Origin of the sequence: Plantactinospora sp. KBS50 (genome assembly GCF_002285795.1) — a bacterium.
GTDB lineage: Bacteria > Actinomycetota > Actinomycetes > Mycobacteriales > Micromonosporaceae > KBS50.
In genome coordinates this window covers 5,659,876-5,677,446 of sequence record NZ_CP022961.1, presented here as the reverse complement: position 1 = coordinate 5,677,446, position 17,571 = coordinate 5,659,876, and the positions used below count along the sequence as shown (strand labels likewise).

The following is a 17,571-nucleotide window of genomic DNA, read 5'->3' as shown; positions in this document are numbered from 1 at the left end:
CGGCCGGGACCGACCCGGACGCCGGTCGCCGCCGCGGTGCCCGCACTACGGTTGACCGCATGAAACAGGATGGGGACGGTGGCCGGGTGCGCGCCCGGGAGTGGCACCGGGGCGCGGTCACGCTGCGTCGCGAGGCCATCCCGGCCAGCACCGCCGACCAGCGGCTGCTGGATTCGCGGTCGCGGGCCGACTGGAAGACCAAGGACGCCTGGCGGGCACTGCGGATCCTGTCGGAGTTCGTCGAGGGGTTCGACACGCTGGCCGACCTCCCGCCGGCGGTCAGCGTCTTCGGGTCCGCCCGCAGCGGGCCGGACAGCCCCGAGTGCAAGCTGGCCGAGAAGTTGGGCGGCGCCCTGGCCGGGGCCGGCTACGCGGTCATCACCGGCGGCGGGCCGGGGGTGATGGAGGCGGCCAACCGGGGCGCCAGCGAGGCGGGCGGGCTCTCCGTCGGGCTGGGCATCGAACTGCCCTTCGAGCAGGGCCTCAACGACTGGGTCGATCTCGCCATCGACTTCCGCTACTTCTTCGCCCGCAAGACCATGTTCGTGAAGTACGCGCAGGCGTTCGTGGTGCTGCCCGGCGGCTTCGGCACCATGGACGAACTGTTCGAGGCGCTCACCCTGGTGCAGACCGGCAAGGTCACCCGGTTCCCGGTGGTGCTGATGGGCACGGCGTACTGGCGGGGGCTGCTCGACTGGCTCCGGGACACCATGGCCGCGGACGGCAAGATCAGCCAGGTGGACCTGGAACTCGTCTGTGTCACCGACAGCGTGCCGGAGGCGGTACGGCATATCGTCGATGCGGACGCGGCGCTCACGGCCGAGCAACGGGCCCGGGAGGATGAGGCTGTCGCCCGGACCGCGGCCGACCAGCAGGCCGCGTACCGGAAGTCCGCCGCCGACTCGAAGGAGCGCTGACCGAAACCATGGCCGCCATCTGCGTCTTCTGCGCCTCGTCCCGGACCCTGGAGCCGTCCTGGCTGGACATTGCCGCCCAGACCGGCCGGGAGATCGCCCGCCGCGGCCACACGCTGGTCTCCGGCGGCGGCTGTGTGGGCATGATGGGCGCGGTCGCCGACGGCGCGCGCAGCGGCGGCGGGCACACCCTCGGGGTCATCCCGCAACTGCTGGTGGACCGCGAGGTGGCGGACGTCAGCGCCGACGAACTGATCGTGACCGAGGGCATGCTCGACCGCAAGAACGTCATGATCGAGAAGTCGGACGCCTTCCTGACCCTGCCGGGCGGGCTGGGCACCCTCGACGAGCTGTTCGAGGTCTGGACCACGGCCACCCTGGGCATCCACCGCAAGCCGGTGGTGCTGCTGGACGCCGGGGGCTTCTACACCGGACTGGTGGACTGGCTGGTGGGGCTGGCCGGCACCCGGTTCGTGTCCCGCAGCGCCATCGACATGCTGGCGGTGGCCGACTCCGTACCCGCGGCGCTGGAGGCCATCGAGGAACGGCTCGGCTGACGCCGACGCGCGGAACGACCCTTCGGGCGCCGGCACCGGCGCCGAGGGCCCTTCCTTGCCGGCCGCCGGTCGTACCGGCGTGATCTGATGGGCGGCGTGCAGGCGTACCGGTTGGTCCGCCGGCGGCCCGACGGCGCGCCGGCGCGGTTCGACGACCCCGTGCACGCCGAGGTGGTCGCGCACACCGGTGGCCCGCTGCTGGTGATCGGCGGCCCCGGCACCGGCAAGACCAGCCTGCTGGTGGAGGCGGTGGCCGCCCGGATCGCCGAGGGGGTGGACCCGGAGCGGATCCTGGTGCTGACGTTCGGCCGCCGGATGGCGACCGAGCTGCGGCACCGGATCGAGCGGCGGATCGCCGGCGACGGGCACCGGGTGGTGCACGAGCCGCTGGTCCGCACGTTCCCGGCGTACGCATTCGGGCTGCTCCGGCGTGCCGCGGCCGAGCGCGGCGAACCGGCCCCGCGGCTGCTCACCGGGCCGGAACAGGACCTGATCATCCGGGAACTGCTGGACGCGGCGGACGCCGACGAGGGGGATCCGTCGGGCTGGCCGGTGGGGCTGCACCCCGCGTTGCGTACCCGGGCCTTCGCCGAACAGCTCCGTGACCTGCTCATGCGGGCCGCCGAACGGGGCATCGGGCCGGCCGGGCTGACCCGGCTCGGCCGGGAGGCCGACCGGGCCGACTGGCCGGCCGCCGCGCGCTTCCTGCGGGAGTACGTCTCGGTGCTCGCCCTGCGCGACGCCACCACCCGGGGCTCGGCCGCCTACGACCCCGCCGAGCTGGTCCGGGCCGCCTCGGGGCTGCTCGCGGACGATCCCGACCTGCTGGCCGCCGAGCGGCACCGGCTCGCGTACGTGTACGTGGACGAGTTCGCCGACACCGACCCGGCGCAGCGCGACCTGCTGGCCCTGGTGGCCGGCGGGGGGAGCGCGCTGGTCGCCTTCGCCGACCCCGATTCGTCCACGTTCGCCTTCCGCGGCGCCGACCCGAGCGGCATCGCCAACTTCCCGCACCGGTTCCGCACCGCCTCCGGGGCGGTGGCCCGGACGCTGCTGCTGACCACCTCGTACCGGGCCGGGCCGGTCCTGCTGGCCGGCCTGCGCCGGGTGGCCGTCCGGCTGCGCGGGCCGGTGGCGCACCGCGACCTGCGCCCGGCGCCCCGCCCCGGATCGCCTCCCGGGTCGCCCGCCGCGTCGCCTCCCGGGTCGCCTCCCGGCCCGGGTCCCGGGTCCGATCCCGGCGAGGTGGCCGTGCGCACCTTCCGCTCGGCCACCAGCGAGTCCGCCTACCTGGCGCACGCGCTGCGCAGCGCGCACCTGCTGGACGACGTGCCGTGGTCCCGGATGGCCGTGCTGGTCCGCTCGACCACCCTGCAGCTGCCCTCGGTCCAGCGCGCCCTGCACGCGGCCGGGGTGCCCACCGTGGTGCACGGCGAGGATCTGCCGCTGCACCTGCAACCGGCGGTGGCGCCGCTGCTGCTGCTCCTGCGCTGCGCGCTGGAGCCCGAGCGGCTTGACGAGGAGGCCGCGGTCGCCCTGCTGCACTCGCCGCTGGGCGGCGCCGACCCGCTGGCCGAGCGGCGGCTGCGGCAGGGCCTGCGGGCGCTCGCGCTGGCCGCGGGCGACCGGCGGCCCTCCGGGGAACTGCTGGTGGAGGCGCTCCGCGACCCGGCCGGGCTGGCCGCGGTGGACCGGCGCTGGGCGGCGCCCGCGAAGGCGCTCGCCGGGCTCGTCGCCACCGCCCGCCAGACCGCCGCCCGGCCGGGCAACACCGTGGAGGACGTGCTGTGGGCGGTCTGGCAGGGCAGCGGGCTGGCCGACCGGTGGTTCGCCGCGAGCCGCCGGGAACGGGTGGCGGCCGGCGACGAGGCGGGCGTGCGCTGGCGCGCCGAGGCCGCCGACCGGGACCTGGACGCCGTGCTGGTGCTGTTCGACGCCGCCGCCCGGTTCGTCGACCGGTTGCCGGGCGCGCGGACCGAGGTCTTCCTCGACCACGTGCTCGGCCAGGACCTGCCCGCCGACACCCTCGCGCCGGTCGCCGACCGGGGCGAGGCGGTACGGCTGCTCACCGCGCACGCGGCCAAGGGCCTGGAGTGGGACGTGGTGGCCGTGGTCGGCGTCCAGGAGGGCATCTGGCCCGACCTGCGGCTGCGCGGCAGCCTGCTCGGCTCGGAGCGGCTGGTCGACATGGTCGCCGGGCGGGGTCGGGGCGCCGGCAGCACCGCCACGCTTGTCGGCCAGACCTCGGCCCTGCTGGACGAGGAACGCCGGCTGTTCTATGTGGCCGCCAGTCGGGCGCGGCGGAAACTGCTGGTCAGCGCCGTGTCGTCGGCGGCCGTGGGCGGCGCCGACCACGAGGAGCAGCCGAGCCGGTTCCTGTACGAGCTGGCCGGTGCGGAGCCCGGCGACGGCGGCCAGCGGCCGGACGGCCCGGCACCGGACGGCCCGGCACCGGACGGCCCGGCACCGGACGGCCCGGGACCCGACGGCCCGGGACCCGACGGCCCGCGGCCCGGCGGCTCGGGACCCGACAACCCGGGACCCGGCGGCCCGCGGCCCGGCCCGGCAGTCGACGACCCGCGGCGGTCGGGGACCCCCGGCGACCGGACCCCCGGCGACCGGACCCCCGCGGACCGGCAGCCGCCGGCTCCGCGTACCGGCGGGGGCCGGCCCCCGCGGAACTGGACGACGGGGAGGCCGAACTGCCGGCGGGGCGGCTGTCCCGCGCGCTCACCCTGCCGGCGCTGGTGGCCGAGCTGCGCACGGCGGTGACCGACCCGGCCTCGGCGCCGGACCGCCGGGCGGCGGCGGCCGCGGAACTGGCCCGGCTGGCCGCCGCGGGCGTGTCCGGCGCGCACCCCGACGACTGGTGGGGGCTGCGGGCGCTCTCCGACGACCGGCCGCTGTACGACGACGGCGTACCGGTGCCGGTCACGCCGTCGGGAATGGAGAGCGCGCTGCGGTGCAGCCTGCGTTGGCTGCTGGAACGGCACGGCGGACGGGCGCCGGCCAGCGCCGCGCAGGGGGTGGGCAACCTGGTGCACGCGGCGGCCATGCTGGCCGAGGACGCGAGCGTGGACCGGGAACGGCTGATCGACTACGTGGCCGCCCGGTTCGACGCGATCGAGCTGGCCGCCCGGTGGATGGTGGGGCCGGAACGCGCCCGGGCCGAGGGCATGGTCGACAAGCTGCTGCGCTGGCTGGCCGACAACCCGCGCCGGCTGCTCGCCATCGAGCAGGAGTTCGCGGTCGTGCTCGACGACCCCACCCGCCCGGTGCAGCTGACCGGACGGGTGGACCGGCTGGAGGTGGACGACCAGGGCCGGCTCGTGGTCATCGACCTGAAGACCGGCCGGACCACGGCGGTGGCCGCCGCCGAACTCGCCGAGCATCCGCAACTGGCCGGCTATCAGGCCGCGGTCGAGGCGGGCGGGTTCGCCGAGCACGGTGACCGTCCCGGCGGCGCCGCGCTGGTGCAGCTCGGCACCTCCGCCCGGGACGCGAAGGAGCAGAACCAGCCCGCCGAGGGCGCCGACGGCGCCGAGGAGGGCTGGGCGCGGGACATGGTGCGGCGTACCGCGGAGACGATGGCCGCCTCGACCTTCGCGGCGGTCGCCAACTCGCGCTGCCGGGTCTGCCCGGTGCGCAGCTCCTGCCCGATCTCCGGGCAGGGCCGGCAGGTGGTCGAGCCGCAGTGACCCAGCCCTCGCTCTTCGCCGCCGCGCCGGCGCCGCCGGCCGCCGACGCCGGTCCCCGGTACACCCCGGTCGAGCTGGCCCGGCTGCTCCGGCTGCCGGCGCCCACCCGGGAACAGGCGGCCATCGTCGCGGCGCCGGTCGAGCCGCTGCTGGTGGTCGCCGGCGCCGGGTCGGGCAAGACCGAGACGATGGCCGCCCGGGTGGTCTGGCTGGTGGCCAACGGGTACGCGCGGCCGGAGCAGATCCTCGGCCTGACCTTCACCCGCAAGGCGGCCGGCGAGCTGGCGCACCGGGTACGGACCCGGCTCGGCCAGCTGGTCCGGCGGCTGGGTCGGGACCCGCGGGACCGGGACGGCGACCTGATCGGCGGCGAGCCGACCGTGGCCACCTACCACTCGTACGCCGCCCGGGTGGTCACCGAGCACGGCCTGCGTTCCGGGTACGAGCCGGCCACCCGGCTGCTCACCGAGGCGGCGCGCTGGCAGGTCGTGGACTGGCTGGTGCGCACCTACGACGGTGACATGACCGGGGTGGACCGGACCCCGGCCACCATCACCGACGCGGTGCTGGCGCTCGCCGCGGAGCTGGCCGAGCACCTGGTCGAGCCGGGCGACCTGGCGGCCTGGACCGGCCGGTTCTTCGCCGAGGTGCAGTCCCGGCCCGGCCGGGTGTACGCGGACGTGCGCCGGGCGCTCGGCGTCCAGCAGACCCGGCTCAAGCTGCTTCCCCTGGTGCGGGCGTTCCAGCAGCGCAAGCTGGACTTCGAGGCGATGGACTTCGGCGACCAGCTCTTGCGGGCCGCGCGGGTGGCCCGGGAGCATCCGGAGGTCGGCGCGACCGAGCGGGAGCGGTACCGGGTGGTGCTGCTGGACGAGTACCAGGACACCAGCCACGCCCAGGTGGTGCTGCTGCGCTCGCTGTTCGGCGGCGGGCATCCGGTGACCGCGGTGGGCGACCCGTGCCAGTCCATCTACGGCTGGCGCGGCGCCAGCGCGGGCACGCTCGACCGCTTCCCCACCGAGTTTCCCCGGCCGGACGGGGGAGCGGCCCACGCGCTGACCCTGAGCACCAGCTGGCGGAACCGGCCCGAGATCCTCCGGGTGGCCAACGCCCTGTCGGCGCCGCTGCGCAGCGCCGGTGCCGAGGTCGCGGAGCTGTCCGCCGCGTACAGCACCGCCGAGCCGATCCCCGGCCGCACGGCCCGCGGGGCGCCGGCCGACACCGTGTGCTGCGCGCTGCTGCCCACGTACGCGGACGAGGCGGAGTGGATCGCCGACGGCATCCTCGCGGCCTGGCGCGGCGCGGCGCGCAGCACCGCGCTGCCGGAGCAGATCCCGCTGGACCGGCGGCCCAGCACCGCCGTGCTGGTGCGACTGCGCAGCCAGATCCCGGCGATCGAGGCGGCGCTGCGGGCGCGCGGCCTGCCCGTCGAGGTGATGGGGCTGGGCGGCCTGTTGGACACCCCCGAGGTCCAGGACGTGGTCTGCACCCTGCGGGTGCTGGCCGACCCGACCGACGGGGCCGCGCTGCTGCGGCTGCTCACCGGCGCGCGGTGGCGGATCGGCCCCCGGGACCTGGTGGAGCTGCACCGCCGGGCGCGGGCGATCGCCACGGCCCGGCGTGAGCTGCCCCGGCTCGCCGCCGCCGAAGCGCAGCCGGAGCCGGGGCTCGGCGCAGGCGGGCACCGGCCGCTGTTTCCGGTTGTCGAGGAGGCCGGCGCCGTCGATCCGGAGATCGTCACCGACAGCCTGGACGAGGCCACCCTGGTGGAGGCGCTGGCCGATCTCGGCCCGGCCCAGCGGTACTCGGCCGAGGGATACGCCCGGCTCAAGGCGTACGGCCGGGAGTTGGCGCTGCTGCGGCACCGGTTGGACCAGTCCCTGCCCGACCTGATCGCCGACATCGAACGCACCACGGGCCTGGACGTGGAGGTGGCGGTGCGGGCCGGGCTGGGCGGCTCCGGCGGGGACGCCGGACTGGCCCGCGGGCACCTGGACGCGCTGGGCGACGTGGCCGCGCGGTTCACCCGGGACTCGGCCGGGGCGCCACTGTCGGCGTTCCTGGCCTTCCTGGCCGCGGCGCAGGACGAGGAACGCGGGCTGGCGCCCGGCGAGGTGGAGGTGGTGGAGGGCGCCGTCCAGGTGCTCACCGCGCACGCCGCGAAGGGTCTGGAGTGGGACGTGGTCGCGGTCGCCGGGCTCAGCCGGGCGGTCTGGCCCGGCCCGGTACGCGGGTCGGACCACTACCTGTACGGCCTGGGTGTGCTGCCGTTCCCGTTGCGTGGCGACGCGGCCGGCCTGCCCGAACTGTCGCTGGCCGAGGCGACCGACCAGAAGGGGGTGGCCGCGGCGCTGACCCGCTTCAGCGAGCGGTGGTGGGCGCACGACGAACGGGAGGAACGGCGGCTCGGGTATGTCGCCGTCACCCGGCCGCGCCGGCTGCTGCTGTGTTCCGGGTACTGGTGGGGCGAGGGCACCAAGCGGCCGCGCGGGCCGTCGGCGTTCCTCACCGAGATCCGCGACCAGTGCCTCGCCGGGGCGGGCACGGTGGACGAGTGGGCGCCCGAGCCGGCGCCGGACGAGCCGAACCCGACCAGCCGGATCGTTCCCCGCGCGGACTGGCCGGCGGATCCGCTGGGCGCCCGCCGGCCGGACGTGGCCGACGGCGCCGCGCTGGTCCGGCGAGCCCTGACCGCCGTGGAGGGTGCACCGGCCGCGCCGGTCGACGGTGCGGACCGCCCGGCCGCGGTCGACGGTGCGGATCGGCCGCCCGCGGTCGACGGTGCGGATCGCCCGCCCGCGGTCGGGGGTGCGGATGGTGCGGATCGACCGGTCCCGGTCGGGGGTGCGGATCGGCCGGCCCCGGCGGACGCCGGGCGCTGGCGGCAGGAGGTGGACCTGCTGCTGGCCGAGCGGGACCGGCTGGCCCGGCAGACCGGGGCGGTCCAGGTGCCGCTGCCCGACCACCTCACCGTGTCGCAGCTGGTGACCCTGCACCGGGATCCGCAGCAACTCGCCCGCACGCTGCGCCGGCCGCTGCCGGCGCGACCCGATCCGTACGCCCGCCGGGGCACCGCCTTCCACACCTGGCTCGAACAGCGCTTCGGCGCCGGCCGGCTGCTGGACATCGACGAGTTGCCCGGTTCGGCGGACGAGGAGGCGGCCGGCGACGAGGAGCTGCTGGCATTGCAGGAACGGTTCCTGGCCAGCGAGTGGGCCGAGCGGGTACCGGTCGAGGTGGAGGTCCCGTTCGCGACGGTGGTCGCCGGGGTGGTGGTGCGCGGACGGATGGACGCGGTGTACGCCGCGCCCGGCGGGCGGTTCGAGGTGGTCGACTGGAAGACCGGCCGCCGGCCCGCCGGCCCGGCCGCGCGGGCCGCCGCGGTGCAACTGGCCGCGTACCGGCTGGCCTGGGCGGAACTGGCCGGGGTGCCGGTGGATCGGGTGCGGGCGGCGTTCCACTACGTCCGGGAGGGGGCGACGGTCCGACCGGCCGATCTGCTCGACGCGGAGGGACTCGCCGCGCTCGTCGCCGGCGTGCCGATGGCGGAACCCCGCTGACCTGCGCACGCGGGCCGTTCGGCGTGCTAGGGTCGGCGCGTTGCAGTTTTGGTTCCCACACTCCGTGCGCGCCTGGTGCGAATCCTGCCCCGGGCGCCATTTGTTGTGTCCGGCGTTTCCGGGCGGGTTACCAACGCGACGACGGTCCGCGCGCATCCGGCCGCGGATGACTTGTCGACCCGGAACGGGTCGCTGGTAGCGTCAGGGAGACGTAGAACGATGGCAATTGGCACGGTCAAGTGGTTCAACGCTGACAAGGGCTTTGGCTTCATCACCCCGGACGACGGCGGCGCCGACGTCTTCGCCCACTTCTCGGCGATCCAGTCGTCCGGCTACCGCAGCCTGGACGAGAACCAGCGGGTGGAGTTCGAGGTCACCCAGGGGCAGAAGGGCCCGCAGGCGGCGAACATCCGGCCGCTGTAAGCATCCTGCCCCACGACACTCGCTGCGCGTTCCACGTCGCGATCCGTCGAGGTCCGCCACGAGCATGTGAGATGACCGGCCCGGCGTGCCAACCGGCACGCCGGGCCGGTGCTTTCCGGTGACTGCGCGCCGGACGTACCGCGGTGTCCCGGCGTTCGGACGGGAAGGTGGAACGACCATCCCGGCGGTTGCGTCCGAAGGACGACAGTCTCCGCGACCCGGGTCGGGGATCCTGGCCTCGAGCAACGCGACGCGTGGCGAGCGGGGCCGGGTGAAGCCCGGCCGGGGGGCCGGATCCGGGAGGTGGATGGGGCATGCGGTACGGCATGGGCGGCCAGCGGGAGATCGCCGTGGTGCTGGCACTGGCCGCGGCCGGATTGACGCTCGCCGGAGTGGTCGCCTTCGTGCCCTGGTACGAACGCCCGCGGGCGGTGGTGGTCGATCTGCACCCGCCGGACGGGCTGTTCACGCCGGAACTCTCGGCCCGCCAGGCCCGCTGATCCGGGCTCCGGCAACGCCGCCGGCAACCCGGCGGGCGGTCATTCCCGGGGCGAATGGTGTTCACTGGGACCGATGGCCGCCGTTCCCCCGCCCGACTCCACGCCGGCATCCGGTTCCTCCCGATCCACCGGGACGTCCCGGGCCGGCGAGCCCGTCGGCGCCCGCTGGCCCGCCGGGCCGGTGACCGGGATCGGCCGCACCCAGCCGCCAGCCGGCCCGGGTCGGCCGCCGCCGGTCGGTCCGGGTGGGCCGCCGCCGGCCCCGGGGCAGGCGCCGACCCCGCCGGGTACGCCGCCAGGACCGCCGGGCCGGGGCCGTACGCTCTGGTGGTTCGGCGGGGTGGCCGGCTCGATTCTGCTGGTCGGCCTGGTCCTGGTGCTCGTGCACACGTCCTCGGGTGGCCCGTCGCCGGGGACGGTCCGGCGGCCCGGCGGGGACAGCCGGCCGCCGTTGGCCCGCGCCTGCCCGCCGCCCACCGCCGCGGCGACCGCCGCCCCACCCGGTCCGGCCGGCCCGGGTACGGCCGGTCCCGGTCCGGCGGGACCCGCGCCGGTGCCCACGGGTCCGCGCACCGTGGACACCGACTCCGGAATCTCCTACGCCGCCTTCCCGGCGCCCTGGGAGCCATGGCGGACGGTGTGGCGGGCCGGGACGCTGCAGGTGTCCTACCGGGTGGGTCAGCACTTCGTCACGGAGTCCGGGTACGACGGCAGCAGCGACTACCACGCCTCGATCCTGTCCGGCTCGGTGCCGGCCGCCGACAACGACGCCCTGGCCCTGGACCTGGAGTGCGTGGGCCGGCAGGTGGCCGCGGACGTGCGAGCCAGCTACTACCCGCAGCCGAACAGCGCGGAACTGATCCGGGACGAGCGGCGGTCCCTCGGCGGGCTGCCGGCCTGGGTCACCGTCTTCCGGCTGCACTTCGTGCGCGCCGGCCTGCGCGCCCGGGACGAGTTGGCCGCGGTGGCCTGCATCGACGTCGGCCGGCCGACCGCGGCGATCCTGTACGTCTCGATCCCGGGCACGCACCGCCAGTACGACTGGGTGGTGGAGGCGGCGCTGGCCTCCGTCCGTCCCGCGTGAGCGAGCCGACCCGCCCGGTTCGCCCGACCGCCCGCCCGCCCGACCGCCCGCGCGACCGCCCGCCCGACCGCCGGTTCGCCCGCCCGCCCGCGCGACCGCCCGCGCGACCGCCCGCCCGACGTCGCCGCGCCGCGCCGGCCCGGTCCCGCGCGCCGGGGCCGGGCCGCCGTCACCCGGTGGACCGGTCGAGCACGCCCCACCGGCGCCGGATGGCCCGGTCCGCGGCGGAGAACGCGGAGTCCACCAGCAGGCCGACCACCAGGATGACGATCATGATGGTGATGACCCGGACGGCGTCGTTGAACTCCCGGGCGTACTGGAGTTGGACCCCGACCGATGTGCGGCTGGCGATCACCACCAGCAGCTCACCGGCCATCAGGCTGCGCCAGGCGAACGCCCAGCCCTGCTTGAGCCCGGCCACGATGGCCGGCAGCGCGGCCGGCGCGATGACGTACCGGTAGAGCGCGATCCCGCGGGCGCCCAGGTTGCGGCCGGCCCGGACCAGGATGGGCGGCACGTAGTCCACGCCGTGGATCACCCCGTTGGCCACCGACGGGGCGGCGCCGAGCACCACGACGAAGAAGATGGCCCGTTCGCTCAGCTCGAACAGCAGGATGGCCAGAGGGAACCAGGCGATCGACGGCATCGTCTGCAACGCGGTGATCATCGAGCCGAGCGCCGCGCGCAGCACCCGTACCCGGGCCACCGCGAGCCCGAGCAGCAGCCCGAGGGTGACGGCCACGCCGAAGCCGATGGCGGCCCGCCGGCCGGTCACCGCGAGGCCCTGCCAGAACGCGGCGCCGGTGACGTACCGGCCGAGGTCGGCCAGCACCGGCCCGGGTCCGGGCAGTGCCCACGGATCCTTCCAGCCGGTCCAGACCACCACCTGCCAGGCGGCCAGCGCGAGGGCCAGGGCGGCGAGCTTGGGCCAGAGCGCCGCCCAGGTCCGGCCGAGCCGGCCGGGCGCGTCGTCGCGGCCGGCGGTCTCCAGGGCGTCCAGCCCGGTGAGTACGCCGGCGTCGCGGCTCAGGGTGTCACCGGCCATGCCGGCCCACCTCCGTACGTAGTCGGTCGGTGACGTCCGCGGCGATGGCGGCGACCTCGGGGGAGTCGATCCGCCGCGGCCGTGGCACGGTCACCTCGGTGGTGTGCAGGATCCGGCCGGGCCGGCTGGACAGCAGGACGATCCGGTCGGCGAGCCGGGCCGCCTCCCGGACGTTGTGCGTGACGAACAGCACGGTCAGCCGGCGCTGCGACCAGATGCGCTCCAACTCGTCGTGCAGCAGGTCGCGGGTCATCGCGTCCAGCGCGCCGAACGGCTCGTCCATCAGCAGCACCGGGGTGTCCAGGGCGAGGGTGCGGGCCAGGGCCACCCGCTGCCGCATCCCGCCGGACAGTTGGTGCGGGCGGTGCCGCGCGAAGCCGGCCAGGTGTACCGCGCGCAGCAGGTCGGCGACGCGTTCCCGCCGTTCGGCGCGGGGCAGCCCGCGCAGCCTGAGCGGCAGGTCGACGTTCGCCTCGACGGTCAGCCAGGGGAACAGGGCCGGCTCCTGGAACATCAGTCCGGGGCTGATCGGGGGCCGTTGCGCGCCGCCCACCCGGATCCGGCCGGCGGTCGGCCGGTCCAGCCCGGCGACCAGGTTGAGCAGCGTGCTCTTGCCGCAGCCGGAGGCGCCGACCAGGCAGACGAACTCGCCGGGCACGACGTCGAGGGACAGCCGGTCCAGCGCCGGCACGGCGTGCTCGCCGCGCCCGTACACCTTTGTCACGCCGTCGAGCGCGACCGAGGCGGTGGCGCCCGGCGGCGTCGTCGTGGTCGTGCTCATGGCAGCGGGACGCCGGGCTCGCCCCGGGCGGCCAGGACCTCGTTGAGGTAGCTCAGGTCGTACAGCCCGGAGAGGTCGGCCGGTTGGCTGAGGCCGACCGCGACCGCGTGGTCCAGCCCGGCCTTGAGCGAGGCGGCGATCGGGTCGTTCAGGAAGGTGATGCTGGGCCAGGCCTGCCGGATGAGCGCGAGGTCCAGCGGCTTGCCGGTGACCGTGCCGATGTGGTCGGCGACGGCCCGCTGCGCCTCGTCCGGGTGCGCGTTGATCAGCCCGGTGGCCGCGACCTGCCCGTCGACCAGCCGCTTGACCAGGTCCGGGTGTGCCTTCAGGAACTTCGTGCCGACCACCAGGTTGGTGATCACGAACCTTCCGCCGGGCCACTCGTCGCGCTCGTCGACGAGCACCCTGCCGCCGTCGTCGACCAGCCGGGAGAGGTACGGCTCGGGCACCCAGGCGCCGTCCACGGCGCCACTGTGGAAGGTGTCCACCGTCTGCGCGTTCTCCTGCGGCACGATGCTGACGTCGCCGCCGCCCTCCTTGGTGGCGCTCAGGCCCTGCTGCTTGAGCCAGTACCGGAGGGCCACGTCCTGCGTGTTGCCGAGTTGGGGGGTGGCGATCCGTCTGCCCCGCAGGTCGGCGGCGGAGGCGATGCCCGGCCGGACCACCAGCGCCACCCCGCCGGAGGCGGCGCCCGAGACGACCCGGACGGCCTGGCCGTGCGACTTGACGAAGGCGTTGATGGTGGGGTTCGGCCCGATGTACGCGGCGTCCAGCGCGCCGGAGAAGATCGCCTCGACCGCCGCCGGCCCGGCGTTGAAGGTCCTGGTCTCCAGCCGGGCGCCGGCGCCGAGCTTCGCGGCGAAGATCCCCTTCTCGACGCCCACGATGGCGGGGGCGTGGGTGATGTTCGGGAAGTAGCCCAGCCGCAGCGGCACCGGACCGGACGCGCCGGCGGTGCCGCCGGAGCCGTCGCCGCAGGCGCCGACCGCGCCGAGGGCCACGGTCGTCAGCAGCAGTGTCGCCAGCGTCGCCCACCGGCGGTACGGAGAACGTGTCATCGCCGTCCCATCCATCTGTCCGTACGTTCGCAGGACCACAATGTCCATTAACTAAGTAGGAATAGTGGGTCATGCGCGGCGGTCCGTCAATGGGCCGGGCGGCCGGGTGCCGCGCACCCGCCGGCCCGCCCTCGCCGATCCGGTCGGAACACCCCGACGGCTTCGGTGGTGCCGCCGATCCCGCGGACCGGGTCGACGCGCTAGGGTCGGTGCGTGACGGCGCGGAGATCGGAAATTCCAGCCACGACGTATCCGGCGGAGCGGTTCACCCTGGACAACGGCCTGCGGGTGGTGCTCACCCCGGACCGCAGCGCCCCGGTGGTGGGCGTGGCGGTCGTCTACGACGTGGGCATCCGGTCCGAACCCGAGGGGCGCACCGGATTCGCCCACCTCTTCGAGCACCTGATGTTCCAGGGCTCGGAGAACCTGGAGAAGCTCGCCCACTTCCGGCACGTGCAGGGCGCCGGTGGCACCTTCAACGGTTCCACCCACCTGGACTACACCGACTACTTCGAGACGCTGCCGTCGAACGCCCTGGAACGCGCGCTGTTCCTGGAGGCCGACCGGATGCGTGGCCCGCGGCTGACCGAGGAGAACCTCCGCAACCAGGTCGACGTGGTCAAGGAGGAGATCCGGGTCAACGTGCTGAACCGGCCCTACGGCGGCTTCCCGTGGCTGCGGCTGCCGCCGGTCATGTTCGACACGTTCCCCAACGCGCACGACGGGTACGGCTCCTTCACCGACCTGGAGAGCGCCACCGTCGCCGACGCGGCCGACTTCTTCGCCCGCTACTACGCCTGCGGAAACGCCGTACTGGCGATCTCCGGCGACCTCGACGTGGCCGAGGCGACCGCGCTGGTGCGGCGACACTTCGGCGACGTACCGGCCCGGCCGGCGCCGCAGCGGCCCGACTTCGCCGAACCGGACCTCACCGCAGAGCGGCGCGAGTCCTACACCGACCCGCTGGCGCCGCTGCCGGCCGTCGCGAGCGCCTGGCGGGTGCCCAACCCGATCACCGACTTCGCCAACTACCTGCCGTACGTCGTGCTGGCCGAGGTGCTCACCGACGGCGACGCCTCCCGGCTGGTCCGCCGGCTCGTGCAGCAGGACCGCACGGCCACCACGGTGGGCGGCTACCTCGGCTTCATGGGCGACCCGTTCGACGTGCGCGACCCGACGGCGCTGCTGCTCCAGGCCCACCTCCCGCCGGGCGGATCGGTGGACAAGCTGCTGCGGACCGTCGACGAGGAACTCGACCGGCTGGCCGCCGACGGCCTGGACGAGGGCGAGCTGGCGCGCACCCAGGCGCGGATGGCCACCCACCTGCTCCGGGAGACCGACGCGGTGCTCGGTCGGGCCCTGGCGATGGCCGTGCTGGAGCAGCAGCGGGCCGATCCGGGTCTGCTCAACGAGTTGCCCCGGCGGATCGGCGAGGTGACCGCCGACCAGGTGCGGGCCGCCGCCGCCACGCTCCGGCCCGAGCGCCGGGCCTCGATCGACGTCGTCGCCGGAGGAGCCAAGTGACCGTCCGTACGCTGCCCGCGCTCGGCCCCACCCGCCGGCTCACCCTGCCCGACCAGGCCGAGCGGACGTTCGACAACGGGCTCACCGCGATCGCCGTGCACCGCCCGGCCGTACCGCTGGTCGAGGTGCGCCTCTGGGTACCGTTCGGCGGCGCCCACCTGGCCCGGGGTGCGCTGCTGGCGCAGACCCTGCTCTCCGGCACCGGCGAGCTGTCGAACGTGGGCATCGCCGCGGCGTTGCAGACCGTCGGCGGCGGTCTCGGCGCTGGCGTCGACCCGGACCGGCTGATGATCTCCGGAAACGGCCTGGTCACCGGGTTGGACCGGATCCTCGACCTGCTGGCCTCGGTGCTCGGCGGCGCCACCTACCCGGCCGACGAGGTGGCCACCGAACGGGATCGGCTGATCGACCGGATCCAGGTGGCCGGCAGCCAGCCCGCGCACCTGGCCCGGGTGGCGCTGCTCAAGCGGATGTACGGCGGGCACCCGTACGCCGTGCAGACCCCGGACGCCGCCGAGGTCCGGGTGGTCGAGCCGGACGACCTGCGCGGCCTGCACGCCGACCGGGTACAGCCGGCCGGCGCGATCCTGGTCCTGGTCGGCGACGCGGAGCCGGAGCGGGCGTTGGACGCCGCGGAGCGGGCGCTCGGCGGGTGGTCCGGCGCCGCGGAGCCGGTCGAGCTGCCGCCCGCGCCGCCGCTGGAACCCGGCCCGGTGCTGGTCGTGGACCGGCCCGGTTCGGTGCAGTCGTCGCTGCGGATGGCCCTGCCGGCGGTGCCGCGCACCCATCCGGACCACGCCGCGCTGCAACTGGCCAACCTGCTCTTCGGCGGGTACTTCTCGTCCCGCTGGGTGGAGAACATCCGCGAGGACAAGGGCTACACCTACGGGCCGCACTCGCTCATCGACCACTCGGTCGCCGGCTCGGCCCTGGTCGTCTCGGCCGAGGTGGCCACCGAGGTCACCGCACCGGCGCTGCTGGAGACCCAGTACGAACTGGGCCGGCTGGCCGTGCTGCCGCCCGGTGAGGACGAGTTGGAGCAGGCCCGGCAGTACGCGCTCGGCACGCTTCAACTGGGCATCTCCACCCAGGCCGGGCTGGCCGCGCTGACCAGCGCGTACGCCGGCTCCGGGCTGCGCCTGCCGTTCCTGGCCGAGTACGCCGACCGGCTGGCCGGGGTCACCCGGGAGGACGTCGCCGCGGCGGCCGCGCGCTACCTGGCGCCGGCCGGGGCCGTCACGGTGATCCTCGGCGACGCCGAGCGGATCGGCGACCCGGTGGCCGCGCTCGCACCCGTCCGCCGCGAGGCAGCACCGTCGTGACCGCCCCGCCGGACCCCGCCGGGCCGGCACCGGCGACCGGGCCGGAGAGGCTGCCCCCGCTGGCCCGGGCCGTGCTGGACCGCGCGGCGCACCGGCGTACCGATGCGGACTGGCTGGCCGCCGCCTGGCGGCGCGGCCGGGTGCTGCTGGTGGACGTGGTGAACGGCGGCCGGGTGCTGGTCACCGCCGCCGGCGGCCGACCCGAACTGGTGCTGTCCGAGGCGACCGGGGTGGCCGAACACGAGCCGGCCGACCGGCTCTTCCTCGGGGTCGACGCGGACGGGACACCGGTGTTCGCGCTGGACGCCCCGCTGCCCGCGCTGCCCGGCGCCGAACAGGCGCGGCTGCGCGACGTCGGGCACCTGCTCTCGGACCGGGACGCCGGGCTGCTCACCACCGCGGTGGCGCTGGTCAACTGGCACGCCCGGCACGCCTTCTCGCCGCTGACCGGCCGGCCCACCGTGCCGGCCGGCGGCGGCTGGTCGCGGGTGGAGCAGGACGGGCAGGAGATGTGGCCGCGTACCGACCCGGCGATGATCGTGCTGGTGCACGACGGGGTGGCCGGCCCGGACGGCCGGTGCCTGCTCGGCCACAACACGGGCTGGGCGGACGTGGCGGGGTCGCGCCGCTTCTCCTGCCTGGCCGGGTACGTCGAACCGGGCGAGTCGGCCGAGGCGGCCGTGCGGCGGGAGGTGGCCGAGGAGGTCGGCGTCGCGGTCACCTCGGTCAGCTACGCCGGCAGCCAGTCGTGGCCGTTCCCGGGCTCGCTGATGCTCGGCTTCTTCGCCCGGGCGGACCCGGCCGAGCGCATCCGGGTCGATCCACGCGAGATCGACCGGGCCCGCTGGTTCGGCCAACGGGAGATCGCCGCGGTGCTCGCCGGCGGCTGGGCGGACGGGGGCGACGGCGCGGGCGTGCTGCTGCCGCCACCGTCGTCGATCGCGCGGTACCTGGTGGAACTCTGGGTCGCCGGTCAGGCGGCCTGATCGGCGCGGGGCAAATCCTGGTCCGCGGCCGCCGTTGCCGCGGCGGTCGCGGACCAGGATTTCCTGCCGTCGCTGGCCGGCCCGGATGGTGCGCGGCGGGGGAGCCGACCGGCCGGCGA

At 75.8% G+C, this 17,571-nt stretch carries 12 protein-coding genes and 1 pseudogene; 10 read left to right on the top strand and 3 right to left on the bottom strand.

Annotated elements, in window-relative coordinates:
* Window positions 1–59: 59 nt before the first annotated feature.
* The 7 genes and pseudogenes from CIK06_RS24485 (at window position 60) to CIK06_RS24455 (ending at window position 10,736) form a co-directional block, all read left to right on the top strand.
* Complete coding sequence (locus CIK06_RS24485) at window positions 60–917, top strand: TIGR00730 family Rossman fold protein (protein WP_095568098.1); 858 nt, start codon at window positions 60–62, stop codon at window positions 915–917.
* An 8-nt stretch (window positions 918–925) separates the two neighbouring features.
* Window positions 926–1,471, top strand: a complete 546-nt coding sequence (locus CIK06_RS24480; protein WP_095566783.1) for a TIGR00730 family Rossman fold protein — start codon at window positions 926–928, stop codon at window positions 1,469–1,471.
* A gap of 87 nt (window positions 1,472–1,558) precedes the next feature.
* A pseudogene (locus CIK06_RS24475) lies at window positions 1,559–5,169 on the top strand (ATP-dependent helicase).
* A complete protein-coding gene (locus tag CIK06_RS24470; RefSeq protein ID WP_095566782.1) occupies window positions 5,166–8,729 on the top strand; it encodes a UvrD-helicase domain-containing protein in 3,564 nt (1,187 codons plus the stop codon). Before CIK06_RS24475 ends, CIK06_RS24470 begins: the two are co-directional and overlap by 4 nt.
* A gap of 219 nt (window positions 8,730–8,948) precedes the next feature.
* Window positions 8,949–9,152, top strand: coding sequence for a cold-shock protein (locus CIK06_RS24465; RefSeq protein WP_076466503.1), 204 nt, complete (start codon window positions 8,949–8,951; stop codon window positions 9,150–9,152).
* A gap of 314 nt (window positions 9,153–9,466) precedes the next feature.
* Window positions 9,467–9,652, top strand: coding sequence for a hypothetical protein (locus CIK06_RS24460; protein WP_095566781.1), 186 nt, complete (start codon window positions 9,467–9,469; stop codon window positions 9,650–9,652).
* A 73-nt stretch (window positions 9,653–9,725) separates the two neighbouring features.
* Window positions 9,726–10,736, top strand: coding sequence for a hypothetical protein (locus tag CIK06_RS24455; RefSeq protein WP_095566780.1), 1,011 nt, complete (start codon window positions 9,726–9,728; stop codon window positions 10,734–10,736).
* Window positions 10,737–10,905: 169 nt separating this feature from the next.
* Here the strand turns inward: CIK06_RS24455 and CIK06_RS24450 are convergent, their stop codons facing one another.
* Genes CIK06_RS24450 through CIK06_RS24440 form a run of 3 tightly spaced genes read right to left on the bottom strand, consistent with a single transcriptional unit; the run spans window position 10,906 to window position 13,620 of the window.
* Window positions 10,906–11,781: an ABC transporter permease gene (locus tag CIK06_RS24450; protein ID WP_095566779.1), complete on the bottom strand. Its 876-nt coding sequence runs from the start codon at window positions 11,779–11,781 to the stop codon at window positions 10,906–10,908.
* Window positions 11,771–12,562 carry an ABC transporter ATP-binding protein gene (locus tag CIK06_RS24445; protein WP_095566778.1) on the bottom strand — a complete coding sequence of 264 codons (792 nt, stop codon included), beginning with the start codon at window positions 12,560–12,562 and terminating at the stop codon, window positions 11,771–11,773. Before CIK06_RS24445 ends, CIK06_RS24450 begins: the two co-directional genes overlap by 11 nt.
* Window positions 12,559–13,620 (bottom strand): ABC transporter substrate-binding protein, encoded by a 1,062-nt coding sequence (locus tag CIK06_RS24440; RefSeq protein WP_095566777.1) that lies wholly within the window; start codon window positions 13,618–13,620, stop codon window positions 12,559–12,561. Before CIK06_RS24440 ends, CIK06_RS24445 begins: the two co-directional genes overlap by 4 nt.
* Before the next feature lie 213 nt (window positions 13,621–13,833).
* On the opposite strand from CIK06_RS24440, the gene CIK06_RS24435 reads away from it, so the two are divergent.
* From CIK06_RS24435 to nudC, 3 genes are read left to right on the top strand one after another with little or no spacing between them, the layout of a single operon-like run.
* A complete protein-coding gene (locus CIK06_RS24435; protein WP_095566776.1) occupies window positions 13,834–15,144 on the top strand; it encodes a pitrilysin family protein in 1,311 nt (436 codons plus the stop codon).
* The gene (locus CIK06_RS24430) at window positions 15,141–16,466 is read left to right on the top strand and encodes a pitrilysin family protein (protein ID WP_095566775.1); all 1,326 of its coding nucleotides are present in this window, start codon (window positions 15,141–15,143) and stop codon (window positions 16,464–16,466) included. The genes CIK06_RS24435 and CIK06_RS24430 overlap by 4 nt, the downstream gene beginning before the upstream one ends.
* Window positions 16,463–17,452: an NAD(+) diphosphatase gene (nudC, locus tag CIK06_RS24425; RefSeq protein ID WP_369916020.1), complete on the top strand. Its 990-nt coding sequence runs from the start codon at window positions 16,463–16,465 to the stop codon at window positions 17,450–17,452. The genes CIK06_RS24430 and nudC overlap by 4 nt, the downstream gene beginning before the upstream one ends.
* The last annotated feature ends 119 nt before the right edge of the window (window positions 17,453–17,571 follow it).

What these genes read in the sequence shown, in the direction of transcription:
- CIK06_RS24440 (WP_095566777.1), bottom strand. Translation starts at nt 13,620, where the DNA reads ATGACACGTTCTCCGTACCGCCGGTGGGCGACGCTGGCGACACTGCTG.
- CIK06_RS24485 (WP_095568098.1), top strand. Translation starts at nt 60, where the DNA reads ATGAAACAGGATGGGGACGGTGGCCGGGTGCGCGCCCGGGAGTGGCAC.
- CIK06_RS24450 (WP_095566779.1), bottom strand. Translation starts at nt 11,781, where the DNA reads ATGGCCGGTGACACCCTGAGCCGCGACGCCGGCGTACTCACCGGGCTG.
- CIK06_RS24445 (WP_095566778.1), bottom strand. Translation starts at nt 12,562, where the DNA reads ATGAGCACGACCACGACGACGCCGCCGGGCGCCACCGCCTCGGTCGCG.
- CIK06_RS24480 (WP_095566783.1), top strand. Translation starts at nt 926, where the DNA reads ATGGCCGCCATCTGCGTCTTCTGCGCCTCGTCCCGGACCCTGGAGCCG.
- CIK06_RS24465 (WP_076466503.1), top strand. Translation starts at nt 8,949, where the DNA reads ATGGCAATTGGCACGGTCAAGTGGTTCAACGCTGACAAGGGCTTTGGC.
- CIK06_RS24460 (WP_095566781.1), top strand. Translation starts at nt 9,467, where the DNA reads ATGCGGTACGGCATGGGCGGCCAGCGGGAGATCGCCGTGGTGCTGGCA.
- CIK06_RS24455 (WP_095566780.1), top strand. Translation starts at nt 9,726, where the DNA reads ATGGCCGCCGTTCCCCCGCCCGACTCCACGCCGGCATCCGGTTCCTCC.